Below are 13,186 nucleotides of genomic sequence, written 5' to 3'. Positions count from 1 at the left end.
GGCCCTTTAGCCGTCTCGCGAGGGAGCCATGGACATACGTGAAGGTCGCGCCCGGGTCGGCGCCCTCGAGCTGGCCTATGAGGACTGGGGCGATCCCGCTGATCCGGCGCTGCTGCTGATCATGGGCTTTGGCGCCCAGTTGCTGCTCTGGCCGGAAGGCTTCTGCGAGGCCCTGGTACGCCGGGGCCTGCGGGTGATCCGTTTCGACAATCGCGACGTCGGCCAGTCCTCGCGGCTGAGCTGGCCGGGTGGACGGCCGCCTTCACTGTGGCCGGTGCTGGGGCGGGCGCAACTGGGCAAGCCCAGCGCCGTGCCCTATCGCCTGGAAGCCATGGCCGCCGATGCGGTCGGGCTGCTCGATCACCTGGGGCTGGAACGCGCCTTCGTACTGGGCGGCTCCATGGGCGGCATGATCGCCCAGATCCTTGCCGCCAACTGGCCACAGCGGGTGGCGCGGCTGGGCATCCTGTTCTCGTCGACCAATCAGCCGCTGTTGCCGCCACCCTCGTTCAAGCTGCTTGGCAGCCTGCTGCTGCGACCCCCGGCCGATCTGCCGGTGGAGGCGGCGCTCGCCCGGCAGAAGGCCCTGCTGCGCGGCATCGAGAGTCCGAGGTATCGCCAGAGCGAGGCCGATCTGGAACGGCTGGTGCAGCGCATCCTGGCGCGCGGGGTGGATGTGGAGGGGGTGCAGCGGCAGTTGTTCGCCCTGCTCGGCAGCGGCGATCTGCGCGTCTTCGCCCGCCGCATCCAGGCGCCGACCCTGGTGGTGCACGGCGCGCGGGATCCCTTGCTGCGTCCGGCCTGTGGTCGCGCCGTGGCGCGGGCCATTCCCGGCGCCCGCTTCGAGCTGATACCGGACATGGCCCATGACCTGCCGGCACCGCTCTGGCCGAGGCTCAGCGAGTTGTTCGCCGACTTCTTCCTGGCGGCCTAGGCCGGGTCGCCGGCGCGGGGCCTGAGTCCGTCGATGATCAGCGTCTCCAGGCCCTGCAGGACCTCGTCGAAGAACAGCGGATCCTTCAGCGAGCGGCCGCACAGGGTCTGCACCTGCACCCGGAAGTCCGCATAGTGCTGGGTGATGGCCCAGATGCTGAAGATCAGGTGGTGCGGATCCACCGGCGCCAGCTTGCCGGCGGCGATCCAGGTGCGGATCACCCGGGTCTTCTCATCCATCAGGTCGTGCAGGCTGCCCTGCAATTCGGGCAGCAGCAGCGGTGCGCCCTGGACCATCTCCAGGCAGAACAGCCGGGACTCGGCGGGATAGTCGCGGGACATCTCCAGCTTCTGGCGCAGATAGCCGCGCAGGGCGTCGAGGGGTTCCTGGTCTTCGCTGAAGGTGCGCAGGGGATTCAGCCAGGTCGCCAGCAGCTGACGCAGCACGGCGACATAGAGCTCTTCCTTGTTGCTGAAATAGTAGAGCAGGTTGGTCTTGGAGACGTCCGCCTGCAGCGCCACCTGATCCAGACTGGCGCCGTGCAGACCGAAGCGGGAAAAGATATCGAGCGCCGCGCTGAGGATCTGGGCGCGCTTGGCTTCTATCTGGCGCTGCCGGCGTTGCTGGGCGGCAGGGCTGGGTTGGCGGGACTTGCGTGGCGGAAGATCACTGGCCTGACTCACGAACTGCTCCTTGGGCCTTCTTGGACATCTGACGCGGGCCGGCTGCAGGCGCGGTCGTTGAGCTTCGCACCTTCCTGGTGACGAATCATCGGCGGACCCCGAAAGGTAGCGCGTCAGTCTCCGAACTCTAGCATGGCGCGCCGGCCTTCATGCCCCGGATTCGGGCGCCTTGCACAAACTAGGTGCTCTAATCTGGACCAAATGGTCCAGCTTTATTCTCGAACAGACCCCAAGTGTTTGATTGGCTTGAACTTTCAAGACTTGGCAAGCTTTCTGCTCCGATCCTGCAGCAACGGCGCATCTGGATGCGCTTCGATTCCTGACTGCGGGAGAGTGCGAGCGATGAACATCGGTGTCTTCATTCCCATCGGCAACAACGGCTGGCTGCTATCGGAAAACGCGCCCCAGTACCGGCCCACCTTCGAGCTGAATCGCGAGATCGTGCAGCGCGCCGAGCACTACGGCTTCGACTTCGCCCTGTCGATGATCAAGTTGCGCGGCTTCGGCGGTAAGACCGAATTCTGGGACCACAACCTGGAATCCTTCACCCTGATGGCGGGCCTGGCGGCAGTGACCTCGCGCATCAAGCTGTTCGCCACCGCCGCGACCCTGACCCTGCCGCCGGCCATCGTCGCGCGCATGGCCGCCACCATCGACTGCATCTCCGGCGGCCGCTTCGGCGTCAACCTGGTCACCGGCTGGCAGAAGCCCGAATACAGCCAGATGGGGCTCTGGCCGGGCGATGAATTCTTTGCCAGTCGCTATCAATACCTCGGTGAATACGCCCAGGTGCTGCGCGATCTCTGGGGCACCGGCCAGTCGGACTTCCAGGGCGCGCACTTCCGCATGGAGGACTGCCGGGTCAGTCCGCAGCCCCAGGCGCCCATGGAGATCGTCTGCGCCGGGGCGAGCGATGCCGGCCTGGCCTTCGCCGCCGAACATGCCGACTACAGCTTTGTCTTCGGCAAGGGCGTCAACACGCCCAAGGCCTTCGCCCCGGCGGTGGAGCGGCTGCAGGCGGCCACCGCCAAGACCGGGCGCGAGGTCTCCTCCATCGCCCTGTTCATGATCATCGCCGCCGAGACCGACGAGGCGGCCCGCGCCAAGTGGGAGCACTACAAGGCCGGGGCCGACGAGGAGGCCATCGCCTGGCTGGGCGCCCAGGCCGCCGCCGACACCAAGTCCGGCAGCGACACCAATGTGCGGCAGATGGCCGATCCGACCTCGGCGGTCAACATCAACATGGGCACCCTGGTGGGTTCCTTCGCCAGCGTGGCGCGGATGCTGGACGAGATCGCCGAGGTGCCCGGGGCCAGCGGGGTGCTGCTGACCTTCGATGACTTCGTCCAGGGCGTGACCGACTTCGGCGAGCGCATCCAGCCGCTGATGCAGAGCCGCCGTCACGTCGAGCTGCTCAAGGAGAGTGCCTGATGAACGCTGTGGAAACCCTGGCGGGCTATGCCCTGCCTGCGAGCGACGCCGAAGCCGTGACGCTGCCGGCGCGGCCCGAACCGCTGCGGCTCAAGGCCAGCGAGACGGCGCTGATCGTGGTGGACATGCAGAACGCCTATGCCAGCAAGGGCGGCTACCTGGACCTGGCCGGCTTCGACGTCTCCGCTACCGGCCCGGTGATCGAGAATGTCGCCGCCGTGGTGGAGACCGCCCGCGGCGCCGGTATCCAGGTGGTCTGGTTCCAGAATGGCTGGGATCCGGAGTATCGCGAGGCGGGCGGACCGGGTTCGCCCAACTGGCACAAGTCCAATGCCCTGAAGACCATGCGCAAGCGACCCGAATTGCAAGGGCAGTTGCTGGCCAAGGGCGGCTGGGACTATGCCCTGGTGGATCAGCTGCAGCCGGCGGCCGCCGATCTGGTGGTGCCCAAGACCCGCTACAGCGGCTTTTACAACACCCACCTGGACAGCCTGCTGCGCGCCCGTGGCATCCGCAACCTGGTGTTTGTCGGCGTCGCCACCAACGTCTGCGTGGAGTCGACCCTCCGGGACGGCTTCTTCCTCGAATACTTCGGCGTCTGCCTGCACGACGCCTGCCACCAGGCCGGACCCCGTTCGGCCCACGACGCCGCGCTGTTCAACATCGAGACCTTCTTCGGCTGGGTCGCCAGCTGCGCCGACTTCCACACCACCTTCGCCAAGGACTGAGCACCATGCCCAAGCAAGCCGTGATCCCAGCCGGTACCGGTACCCCCATCGCCCCCTTCGTGCCCGGCAGCCTGGCCGATGGCGTGCTCTATGTCTCCGGCACCCTGCCGTTCGATGCCCAGAACAACGTGGTCCATGTCGGCGACGCCGCCGCCCAGGCACGCCACGTGCTCACCACCATCCAGGGCGTGGTGGAGGCGGCTGGCGGCAGCATGGCCGACGTCACCTTCAACATGATCATGCTCACCGACTGGGCGAACTACGCCGCCATCAACGCGGTGTACGCCGAATTCTTTCCTGGCGAGAAGCCGGCGCGCTACTGCATCCAGTGCGGCCTGGTGAAGCCCGACGCCCTGATCGAGATCGCCAGCATCGCCCATGTCGGCTAGGCCGCGCTCCGTCTAGCCCCCTCTCCCCCTGGGAGAGGGCTGGGGTGAGGGGAAGCCTCAACCACCCAACCTTAAAGGACCGCCCATGCACTTCGAACTCCATGGCCGCCAGGACCCGGCGGCCGAGACCCTGCTGCTCAGCTCCGGGCTGGGCGGCGCCGGGGCCTTCTGGGCGCCACAGCTGGCGACTCTGGGCGAACGTTTCCGGGTGGTGGTCTACGACCAGCCCGGCACCGGCAGGAGCCCGGCCGAGTTGCCCGCCGACTATTGCATCCAGCATATGGCCGAGGACCTGCTGGCGCTGGCCGATCGCCTGGAACTCGACCACTGTCTGTTCATGGGCCATGCCCTGGGCGGTCTGGTGGGCCTGCAGGCCGAGCTGCTACGGCCGGGCCTGATCCGTCGCCAGGTGCTGGTCAACGCCTGGAGCCGACCTAATCCGCACACCGCGCGCTGCTTCGCCCTGCGCCAACGGCTGCTGCGCGACAGCGGCGCCGCGGCCTATGTCCAGGCCCAGGCGATCTTTCTCTATCCGGCCACCTGGATCGCCGAACAGGGCGAGCGCCTGACCGCCGACGAAGCCCATGCCCTGGCGCACTTCCCCGGTGAGGCCAACGTCCTGCGGCGCATCGGCGCGCTGCTGGCCTTCAATGTGGACGCCGAGCTGGGACGTATCCAGGTACCGACCCTGGTGCTGGCCAACCGCGACGACGTGCTGGTGCCCTGGACCTCGTCCCAGCGCCTGGCCGCAGGCTTGCCCCAGGCCACCCTCCAGTTGCTGGAGTGGGGCGGCCACGCTTCCAGTGTCACCGCCCCCGCCACCTTCGACCGGGTGGTACTCGACTATCTCAGCCAAGCCCTGGAGGCGTAACGCCATGTCCGTTGCCCATGCCGTGCCCCTATCCGCCACTACGCCCGCCACTCTTGTCGACCGCGACCTCTTCCGGGGGGCCATGGCGCGCCTGGGCGCCGCGGTCAACCTCGTCACCACCGACGGTCCGGCCGGCCTGGCCGGCTTTACCGCTACCGCCGTGTGCAGCGTCAGCGACAGCCCGGCGACCTTGCTGGTCTGTCTCAACCGCGGCGCCTCGGTGCATCCGGCCTTCAGCGCCAACGGCGTGCTCTGCGTCAACGTCCTGGCCGCCGGCCAGCAGACGCTGGCCAACCTCTTCGGGGGCAAGACCGCCATGGCCGAACGCTTCGCCGCGGCGAACTGGACGCGCCTCGCCACCGGTGCGCCGGTGCTGGACGGCGCCCTGGTGGCCTGCGATTGCCGCATCGCCGGAGTGCAGTCGGTGGGCAGCCACGACCTGCTGCTCTGCGAGGTGCTGGGAGTGGCCGAGCCGGGTGGTCAGGGTGGCCTACTGTATTTCGATCGGCGTTATCACGAGCTGGCCTAGCGGGGGCTGTCGGGCTTCGACGAGGGAGCCGTCTCCACCCAACCCATGACCGCTGTAGGTTGGGTTGAGCGCAGCGAAGCCCAACACCGCCCAGCCGATCCAACACCCCAAAGCCTTCCCTGTCAGCCTTAACCGCACCCCAGGCGCCACCCCGGTGCACGCTGACCGTTCGAGGTGCAGCGCACCATCAGCGGATCCTGAGTATCGCCCTCAACGCGCTGTTTTTATTGGCTTTTATAGTTTTTACCAAATGGTCCAAAGATGGCACAACGGTTGCAATTTCCCTGCTGCCGTCCTGCCCGGTGAACGTGCGTCGCGCTGTCTCCTTTCGTCCCACTCGTGAGGTCCGTCATGCCGCTGTCCAGTGTTCCCATTATCGATCTGGCTCCCTACTTCGAAGGTTCTGCCGCCGGCAAGCAGGCGGTGGCCAAGGCCGTCGACCAGGCCTGCCGCGATATCGGCTTTCTGGTCATCACTCACCATCAGGTGCCCGAAGAACTGGTCGAGCGTGTCTCGCGCCTGTCGCGAGCCTTCTTCGACCTGCCGCTGGCGGAGAAACGCAAGGCTGATCGACCGCGCTCGGATCAGGTGCGCGGCTACAGCGCGGTGGCCGAGGAAAGCCTGTCCTACAGCCTGGAAGAGGCGGCGCCGGGGGATCTCAAGGAGTCCTTTTCCATTGGCCCTCTGGATGTTCCGGCCACGGCCTATTACCGCGGCCCCGAAGCCGGGCCGCACTTCGCGCCCAATGTCTGGCCCGCGGCCATTCCCGGCTTTCGCCAGGCCTATGCCGAGTACTTCGCCGCCATGAGCGACCTGGCGCGCACCCTGATGCGGCTCTTCGCCCTGGGGCTGGACTTGCCGGAGACCTACTTCGACAGCCGCATCGATCGCCACATCAGCATGTTCCGCACCCTCTGCTATCCCCACCAGAAGGAAGCGGCGCTGCCTGGCCAGCTGCGCGCCGGTGCCCATACCGACTACGGCAGCCTGACCATCGTCCGTCCCGATGACGCCCCCGGCGGGCTGCAGGTGCGCAATGCCGACGGCGAGTGGGTGGACGTGCCCAAGGTGCCGGGCAGCTTCGTGGTCAACATCGGCGACCTGATGATGCAGTGGACCAACGACCGCTGGGTCTCGACCCTGCACCGGGTGGTGAATCCACCGGCGGATGCCGGTTGCGACACCCGCCGCCAGTCCCTGGTGTTCTTCCACCAGCCCAACTACGACACCCTCATCGAATGCCTGCCCGGTTGCGCCACGCCCGGCACGCCGCCGCGCCATGCGCCCATCACCTCGGGCGACCACCTGAGATCCAAGTTCGTCAAGCAGACCACCTTTGGTGGCACCCAGACCGGCGTGCGGGTGGCCTGATGCCGAGTCTTTCCTACGTCAACGTCTTCGCCCGCGACGTGGTGGCCCTGAGCGGCTTCTACCAGCGGGTGTTCGGTTTCCCGGAGATCGAGGCGATCCGCTCGCCGATCTTTCGCGGTCTGGACACCGGCAAGACCGCCATCGGCTTCAATGCGCCGGAGGCCTATGAACTGCTGGGGCTGGGCGAATTCGCCGGCAGTGAAGGCTGCCGCTTCCTGCTCAATCTGGAGGTGGGCAGCCGCGCCGAGGTGGACCGGCTGGTGCCGGTGGCCGAGGCCGCCGGTGCGCGCCTGGTGAAGGCGCCCTACGAAACCTATTACCACTGGTACCAGGCCGTGCTGCTGGACCCGGAAGGCAACGTATTCCGTATCAACTACATGCTGTAGACAAGACTAAGGACGAGACGATGCTGAGCAGATGGCTGGGAAGAGTGGCGTGTGTGCTGGCGCTGGTGGGACTGGGCGCCGTGGCGCAGGCGGACGACGAGGGTTTCACCCTCAAGGGCGAGCCGAAGATCGCCATGCTGTATTTCACCGCCAAGAACGACGGCGGCTGGACCCAGGCCATGGACGAGGCGCGGGTCAAGATCGAGAAGGAACTGGGCCTGAAGATCCAGTTCGTGGAAAACGTGCCGGAGACCGCCTCGGCCATCCGCCCGGCCGCCGAGCGTTTCATCAAGCGCGGCGCCAACATCGTCATCGGCACCGCCTTCGGCTATTCCGACACCTTCAAGCAACTGGCCGAGCAGTATCCCGAGGTGGCCTTCCTCAACGCCTCGGGCACCACCAACGGCCGTAACCTGGAATCCTTCTACGGCCGCACCTACGAGAGTCAGTACCTCTGCGGCATGGCCGCGGGCGCGGCCTCCAAGACCGGCAAGCTGGGCTTCGTCGCCGCCAATCCCTTCGGCGTGGTGAACTGGACCATCAACGCCTACGAGCTGGGCGCCCGGCAGATGAATCCCAACGCCACCCTCACGGTGATCTACACCGGCAGCTGGAACGATCCGGTCAAGGAGCGCGCCGCGGCCGCCGCCCTGATCGACCAGGGCGCCGACGTCATCGGCCAGCACGTGGACACCCCCACGCCGCAGATCGTCGCCCAGGAGCGCGGCGTCTATGGCACCGGCCACCACCGCGACATGCGCCAGTTCGCGCCCAAGGCCACCCTCTGCTCCTCGGTGTGGGTCTGGGATCGCTTCCTGGTGCCCGAGCTCAAGAAGGTCATCGCCGGCCACTGGAAACCTGCACCCAACGGCGCCCTGGTGTCCATGGCCGACGGCGGCACCGACATCGCCGGCTTTGGCGACGCCGTGCCCAAGGCGGCCCAGGAGAAGATCCTCGCCGAGCGCGAGGCCCTGCTCAAGGGCAAGCAGATCTACGCCGGTCCCTTGAGCGATCGCGACGGCAAGGAGCGCGTCCCCGCCGGCCAGGTACTGTCCGACCCGGCGCTGTGGCAGATGGACTGGTTCGTCCAGGGCGTGACGACGCAAAAGTAGCGGCTCACCCCTGGGTGCCGGGCCTCTCCAGGCCCGGCACCGGAGCTAACGCCTGGGTAGGGTGGAAAACCGCGCAGCGTTTTCCACGGAGGCGATCCTTGGACAAAGGCCGACCAGCATGAAAAGACACAACGCCCTGCAACTGCGCGGCGTCGGCAAGACCTTCGATGGCTTCCAGGCGCTGCAGCAGGCGGATTTCCTGGTGCGCTGGGGCGAGGTGCATGCGCTGCTCGGCGAGAACGGCGCAGGCAAGTCGACGCTGATGAACATCGCTGCCGGCCTCTATGCGCCGGAGACCGGTGAGCTCCTGGTGGACGACAACCCGGTGCGGCTGCGCGGTCCGGCGGACGCCGCGCGCTTGCACATCGGCATGGTCCACCAGCACTTCAAGCTGGTGCGGCCCTTCAGCGTCGCCGAGAACGTCCTGCTCGGCCTGCCGGCGGGGCAGGGTAGTCATCGCCGGCGCCTGGTCGAGATCAGCGAGCGTATCCGCCAGCAGGCGGCCGCCCTGGGCTTCGCCATCCGCCCGGAGCAGCGGGTGGCGGACCTGTCCATCGCCGAGCAGCAGCGGGTGGAAATCCTCAAGGTGCTGCTGGCCGGGGCGCGCATCCTCATCCTCGACGAACCCACCGCAGTACTTACCGATGGCGAAGGCGAGCGGTTGCTAGAGACCCTGCGCGCCCTGTCAGCGGAGGGCGCAGCGGTGGTGCTGGTGACCCATCGCATGCAGGACGCCCTGACCTACGCCGACCGCCTCACGGTGATGCGCGGCGGCCGCACCCTGCGCAGCCTGGACCCCGCCGAGGTGTCGGTGGACGAACTGGTACGCCTCACCGTGGGTGACGCCCAGCCGCTCGCCGACACCCCGCGACGTGCTGCCGGGGCACCGCTGCTGACGGTGCGCGGCCTACGCACCCCGGAACGTGGCGGGCGCCGCGCCCTGGATGGCATCGACCTGGAGCTGCGCGCTGGGGAGATCTATGGCATCGCCGGGGTTGGCGGTAACGGCCAGGGCGAGCTGGCCGACGTGCTGATGGGCCTGCCGCAGCCCTGCGAAGGCGAGGTACGGCTGGAGGGCTTCGGTGATCTGGCCGCGGCTGCCGGCGCTCGCCGCCGCGATCTGCGCATCGCCGCCATTCCCGCCGACCGCTATGGCAGCGCCTTGGCCGGGTCCCTGTCGGTGGCTGACAACTTCGCCATCGGCGCGGTGCATGCCGGTCGCTTCGGTGGCTTCGCCCGCCTGGATCGCCGCGCCCAGGAAGAGGCGACCCAGGCGGCGGTCACGCAATTCGATGTCCAGGGCGTGCGCTCGGTGCGGCAGAAGGCGGCGCTGCTCTCCGGCGGCAACGCCCAGAAGCTGGTGATCGCCCGGGAATTCGGTCGCGAACCGCGGCTGGTGCTGGCCCACAGCCCCAGTCGTGGCCTCGACGTGCGCGCCGGCGCCGAGGTGCAGGCACGGCTGCTGGCCGCCCGCGAGGCCGGCGCCGCGGTGTTGCTGATCAGCGAAGACCTGGACGAGGTACTGGCCCTCGCCGACCGCATCGGGGTGATGAGCGCCGGACGCCTCGTCGCCGAATTCCAGCGACCCGCCGATCGCCAGGCGATCGGCCATGCCATGGTGAATCATGCTTGAACCCCTGAGTGCTCCGCTTTCCCAGGTCGATGGCCCGCGACCACGGCAACCGCTGTTCAGCCGGCGCTACACCCTGGAGATCCGCCAGCAGCTGGCCTGGCCCTGGCAGGCGCTGATCCTCGGCCTGGCGTTGCTGGTCGGCCTGGGGCTGTCGGCCGCCATCCTGGTGCTGGCCGGGGTGCCGGCCGGCGAGTTGCTCAACGAATTCGTGGTCGCCACCCTGTTCGATGCCCAGAGTCTGCAGGCCACCCTGTTCCAGGCCGCGCCGGTGATCCTGGTCGGTCTGGCCGGCTGCCTGGCCTTTCGCGCGCGCTTCTGGAATCTGGGGCTGGAAGGCCAGATGATCTGGGGGGCCATCGGCGCCACGGCAGTGTCGCTGTTCGAGATCGGCCCGGAAGCCCTGCGCCTGCCGCTGATGCTGGTGGCGGCGCTGCTCGGCGGCCTGCTCTGGGCGCTGGCGCCCCTGTTGCTCAAGCTGCGCCTGGGAGTCAACGAGATCATCGCCTCGCTGATGCTCAACTACATCGCTGCCAACTTCCTGCTGCACCTGGTGTTCGGTCCCTGGAAGGACCCGCGCGACGCCTTTCCCTATTCACCGCTGTTCCGCCCCTTCGAACGGCTGCCGGAGTTGTTGCCCGGGCTGAGTCTGGCGGTGCCCCTGGCGCTGCTGGTGGCGGTGCTGGCCTGGTGGTTCGTCGCCCTTAGCCGGGCCGGGCTCTACCTGAAATTCGTCGACGCCAATCCGCGGGTGGCCGGCGCCGTCGGCGTGCCGGTGCGCGCCACCATCCTTGCCACGGTGCTGGCTTCCGGCGCCCTGGCCGGGCTGGCCGGCTTCGTGGTGGCGGCCGGGCAGGAGGGGCGGCTGACCCAATCCTTCTACCAGGGCTATGGCTTCTCCGGGATCCTCATCGCCTTCCTGGCGCGCAACAACCCCCTGGCCGCCGCCGTGGTGGCTTTCCTGGTGGCGACCCTGTTCGTCGCCGGGCGCAATCTGCAGGTGTTCTACCAGATCCCCTTCGCCATGGTGCAGCTGATCCAGGCGCTGATCGTCATCTGCGTGGCGTCCTCGGATTTCTTCATCCGCCATAGGCTCAGACGCAGCCAGGGAGGTGCCGCTTGAATCTGTTCGCCAGCTGGCTGGGTAACGTCCCCGACTTCGCCCTACCCTACGCCCTGGCGGCGCTGGGGCTGATCCTCACCGAGCGATCCGGGGTGCTGGCCCTGCATGCCGAGGGCCTGATGCTGGTCGGCGCGCTGTTCGGCATCGGCGCGCAGCTGGCCTTGGGCAATGCCGGCCTGGCGCTGCTGGCGGCCATGGGCGCGGCGGCGCTGGTCTCGTTGCTGTTCGCGGTCATGGTGATCTGGCTGCGCATCAACCAGGTGATCGCCGGCCTGACCCTGGTGTTCTTTTGCCAGGGCCTCACCGGCCTGCTCGGTACCCTCTGGGGCTGGACCAACCAGCCGGTGGCCGGGCTGCCGGCGCTGGCGCTCTGGCCGCTGTCCGATCTGCCGCTGGTGGGGCGGCTGTTCCAGCAGAACCTGCTGGTCTACCTGACCCCGCTGATCTTCTTCGCGGTGATCGCCTGGCTCGAGTGCACCACCCCCGGGCTGCGCCTGCGGGCGGTGGGCGAGAATCCCCAGGCGGCCGATGCGGCGGGTCTCTCGGTGGCCGGCTACCGGTTGCTGGCGATCCTTGCCGGTGCGGCGCTGGTGGGGCTGGCCGGAGGCTACATCGCCGTGCTCAGTACCAAGCTGTGGATCGCCGAGATGACCGGCGGCCGTGGCTGGATCGCCGTGGCCCTGGTGATCTTCGCCCGCTGGTCGCCCTGGCGCGCCCTGGCCGGGGCGCTGCTGTTCGGCTGCATCGAGGCGCTGATTCCGCAGCTGGCCGCCGCCGGGGTGCGGCTGTCGCAATACTTCATCCTGATGGCGCCCTATGCCGTCACCCTGGGCGTGATGATCTGGGTCGCCCTGGCCGGGCGTGACCGCCTGAGCCAACCCGGCGCCCTGGGCGAAGCCTATGTCCGTGAGGAACGCCGATGAGCCTGCGCGCTTTCGTCTATGAGGAACCCCGGCTGCTGGCGCGGGCGGACTTCGCCGATTACCTGGACCCGAGCACCACCGCGGTGCTGTCCATCGACCTGCACCGCGGCCACCTGGACGCCTCGCCGGACTGCCCCTGCCCGGCGCCGCGCGCCCGTGACCTGGTGGCGCCGGTGGACGCCTTCCACCGCCAGGCCCGCGCCCTGGGCGTGCGCATCGTCCATGTGAAATCGGTGCTGCGCGCCAATGGCGCCGATGACCTGGGCGGTATTCCTGCGGCCTGGCGGCGGACCTTTCCGCTGCACGTGGGGCCGATTCCCAATGCCGACGCCCATGCCCTGGAAGGCTCGCCCTGGACCGAGCTGCTCACCGAGGTCCTGCCCGAAGACCTGCGGGTGGAAAACAAACGGCGGCTGTCGGCCTTCTATCCCACCGACCTGGACTTCCTGCTGCGCAACCAGCGCATCACCACCGTGGTGCTGGATGGCGGCTTCACCGACTGCTGCGTGCTCAACACCGCCTTCGACGCCAGCAACCGCACCTACAGGGTGATCGTCCTGCGCGACCTGGTGCGAGGAACCGATGAAAGCCTGGAGCGGGCGGCGCTGAGCATGGTCTCCCTGCACCTGGGGCTGGTGATGGAATCCCGGGATCTGCTCGCGGCCTGGGGTGCTGGCAGCGGGTCCTGACCGCGGTCCGTTGGGCTTCGGCGATGGAGCCGTCTCAACCCAACCTACAAGGGGATTGGGTTCTTGTAGGTTGGCGCTGAACGCAGCGAAGCCCAACGGTGCCCAAGGCCAGATCCCGCGTGTTGGGCTTCGACGATGGAGCTATCTCAACCCGACCTACAAGGGCATTGGGTTCTTGTAGGTTGGCGCTGAGCGCAGCGAAGCCCAACGGTGCCCAAGGCCAGATCCCGCGTGTTGGGCTTCGACGATGGAGCCGTCTCAACCCAACCTACAAGGGCATTGGTTTCTTGTAGGTTGGCGCTGAGCGCAGCGAAGCCCAACGGTGCCCAAGGCCAGCCCCCGCGTGTTGGGCTTCGACGGTGGAGCCGTCTCAGCCCAACCTTGTAT

General features: G+C 67.9%; 14 protein-coding genes. 13 read left to right on the top strand and 1 reads right to left on the bottom strand.

Translation table 11 applies throughout. The features are described 5' to 3' along the window. Positions 1-28: 28 nt before the first annotated feature. The gene (locus tag FEZ61_RS19895) at positions 29-934 is read left to right on the top strand and encodes an alpha/beta fold hydrolase (RefSeq protein ID WP_173150158.1); all 906 of its coding nucleotides are present in this window, start codon (positions 29-31) and stop codon (positions 932-934) included. Here FEZ61_RS19895 and rutR read toward each other — a convergent pair. Next, positions 931-1,617 (bottom strand): HTH-type transcriptional regulator RutR, encoded by a 687-nt coding sequence (gene rutR / locus FEZ61_RS19890; protein WP_082900391.1) that lies wholly within the window; start codon positions 1,615-1,617, stop codon positions 931-933. The two genes, FEZ61_RS19895 and rutR, sit on opposite strands and share 4 nt — an antisense overlap. A gap of 342 nt (positions 1,618-1,959) precedes the next feature. Between rutR and rutA the strand changes: the two genes are divergently transcribed. The 12 genes from rutA (at position 1,960) to FEZ61_RS19830 (ending at position 12,799) form a co-directional block, all read left to right on the top strand. Beyond that, positions 1,960-3,048 (top strand): pyrimidine utilization protein A, encoded by a 1,089-nt coding sequence (gene rutA, locus FEZ61_RS19885; RefSeq protein ID WP_017642625.1) that lies wholly within the window; start codon positions 1,960-1,962, stop codon positions 3,046-3,048. Continuing rightward, a complete protein-coding gene (gene rutB / locus FEZ61_RS19880; RefSeq protein WP_017642624.1) occupies positions 3,048-3,776 on the top strand; it encodes a pyrimidine utilization protein B in 729 nt (242 codons plus the stop codon). The genes rutA and rutB overlap by 1 nt, the downstream gene beginning before the upstream one ends. Before the next feature lie 5 nt (positions 3,777-3,781). After that, a complete protein-coding gene (gene rutC, locus FEZ61_RS19875; RefSeq protein ID WP_017642623.1) occupies positions 3,782-4,165 on the top strand; it encodes a pyrimidine utilization protein C in 384 nt (127 codons plus the stop codon). A gap of 85 nt (positions 4,166-4,250) precedes the next feature. Further along, a complete protein-coding gene (gene rutD / locus FEZ61_RS19870) occupies positions 4,251-5,036 on the top strand; it encodes a pyrimidine utilization protein D (RefSeq protein ID WP_173150156.1) in 786 nt (261 codons plus the stop codon). 4 nt (positions 5,037-5,040) lie between these two features. Beyond that, positions 5,041-5,565: a flavin reductase gene (locus tag FEZ61_RS19865; protein ID WP_068384229.1), complete on the top strand. Its 525-nt coding sequence runs from the start codon at positions 5,041-5,043 to the stop codon at positions 5,563-5,565. A 351-nt stretch (positions 5,566-5,916) separates the two neighbouring features. After that, positions 5,917-6,936 carry a 2-oxoglutarate and iron-dependent oxygenase domain-containing protein gene (locus FEZ61_RS19860; protein ID WP_068384227.1) on the top strand — a complete coding sequence of 340 codons (1,020 nt, stop codon included), beginning with the start codon at positions 5,917-5,919 and terminating at the stop codon, positions 6,934-6,936. Next, on the top strand, positions 6,936-7,322 hold the full coding sequence (locus FEZ61_RS19855) for a VOC family protein (RefSeq protein ID WP_068384225.1): 387 nt from the start codon (positions 6,936-6,938) through the stop codon (positions 7,320-7,322). The genes FEZ61_RS19860 and FEZ61_RS19855 overlap by 1 nt, the downstream gene beginning before the upstream one ends. A gap of 20 nt (positions 7,323-7,342) precedes the next feature. After that, positions 7,343-8,434 carry a BMP family ABC transporter substrate-binding protein gene (locus FEZ61_RS19850; protein WP_068384223.1) on the top strand — a complete coding sequence of 364 codons (1,092 nt, stop codon included), beginning with the start codon at positions 7,343-7,345 and terminating at the stop codon, positions 8,432-8,434. A gap of 118 nt (positions 8,435-8,552) precedes the next feature. Then, positions 8,553-10,067: an ABC transporter ATP-binding protein gene (locus tag FEZ61_RS19845; protein WP_173150154.1), complete on the top strand. Its 1,515-nt coding sequence runs from the start codon at positions 8,553-8,555 to the stop codon at positions 10,065-10,067. Then, the gene (locus tag FEZ61_RS19840) at positions 10,060-11,187 is read left to right on the top strand and encodes an ABC transporter permease (protein ID WP_068384219.1); all 1,128 of its coding nucleotides are present in this window, start codon (positions 10,060-10,062) and stop codon (positions 11,185-11,187) included. Before FEZ61_RS19845 ends, FEZ61_RS19840 begins: the two co-directional genes overlap by 8 nt. Further along, on the top strand, positions 11,184-12,110 hold the full coding sequence (locus FEZ61_RS19835) for an ABC transporter permease (RefSeq protein WP_173150152.1): 927 nt from the start codon (positions 11,184-11,186) through the stop codon (positions 12,108-12,110). Before FEZ61_RS19840 ends, FEZ61_RS19835 begins: the two co-directional genes overlap by 4 nt. Beyond that, positions 12,107-12,799, top strand: a complete 693-nt coding sequence (locus FEZ61_RS19830) for an isochorismatase family cysteine hydrolase (RefSeq protein WP_201973636.1) — start codon at positions 12,107-12,109, stop codon at positions 12,797-12,799. The genes FEZ61_RS19835 and FEZ61_RS19830 overlap by 4 nt, the downstream gene beginning before the upstream one ends. The last annotated feature ends 387 nt before the right edge of the window (positions 12,800-13,186 follow it).

This window comes from Pseudomonas sp. MS15a(2019) (assembly GCF_013277805.1).
GTDB lineage: Bacteria > Pseudomonadota > Gammaproteobacteria > Pseudomonadales > Pseudomonadaceae > Chryseomonas > Chryseomonas benzopyrenica.
The sequence above is the reverse complement of the archived record's forward strand: the minus strand, read 5'-3'. Positions and strand labels throughout refer to the sequence as shown.

Coding starts and splice junctions, on each gene's coding strand:
- FEZ61_RS19895 (WP_173150158.1), top strand. CDS start 29: ATGGACATACGTGAAGGTCGCGCCCGGGTCGGCGCCCTCGAGCTGGCC.
- rutA (WP_017642625.1), top strand. CDS start 1,960: ATGAACATCGGTGTCTTCATTCCCATCGGCAACAACGGCTGGCTGCTA.
- rutB (WP_017642624.1), top strand. CDS start 3,048: ATGAACGCTGTGGAAACCCTGGCGGGCTATGCCCTGCCTGCGAGCGAC.
- rutC (WP_017642623.1), top strand. CDS start 3,782: ATGCCCAAGCAAGCCGTGATCCCAGCCGGTACCGGTACCCCCATCGCC.
- rutD (WP_173150156.1), top strand. CDS start 4,251: ATGCACTTCGAACTCCATGGCCGCCAGGACCCGGCGGCCGAGACCCTG.
- FEZ61_RS19865 (WP_068384229.1), top strand. CDS start 5,041: ATGTCCGTTGCCCATGCCGTGCCCCTATCCGCCACTACGCCCGCCACT.
- FEZ61_RS19860 (WP_068384227.1), top strand. CDS start 5,917: ATGCCGCTGTCCAGTGTTCCCATTATCGATCTGGCTCCCTACTTCGAA.
- FEZ61_RS19855 (WP_068384225.1), top strand. CDS start 6,936: ATGCCGAGTCTTTCCTACGTCAACGTCTTCGCCCGCGACGTGGTGGCC.
- FEZ61_RS19850 (WP_068384223.1), top strand. CDS start 7,343: ATGCTGAGCAGATGGCTGGGAAGAGTGGCGTGTGTGCTGGCGCTGGTG.
- FEZ61_RS19845 (WP_173150154.1), top strand. CDS start 8,553: ATGAAAAGACACAACGCCCTGCAACTGCGCGGCGTCGGCAAGACCTTC.
- FEZ61_RS19840 (WP_068384219.1), top strand. CDS start 10,060: ATGCTTGAACCCCTGAGTGCTCCGCTTTCCCAGGTCGATGGCCCGCGA.
- FEZ61_RS19830 (WP_201973636.1), top strand. CDS start 12,107: ATGAGCCTGCGCGCTTTCGTCTATGAGGAACCCCGGCTGCTGGCGCGG.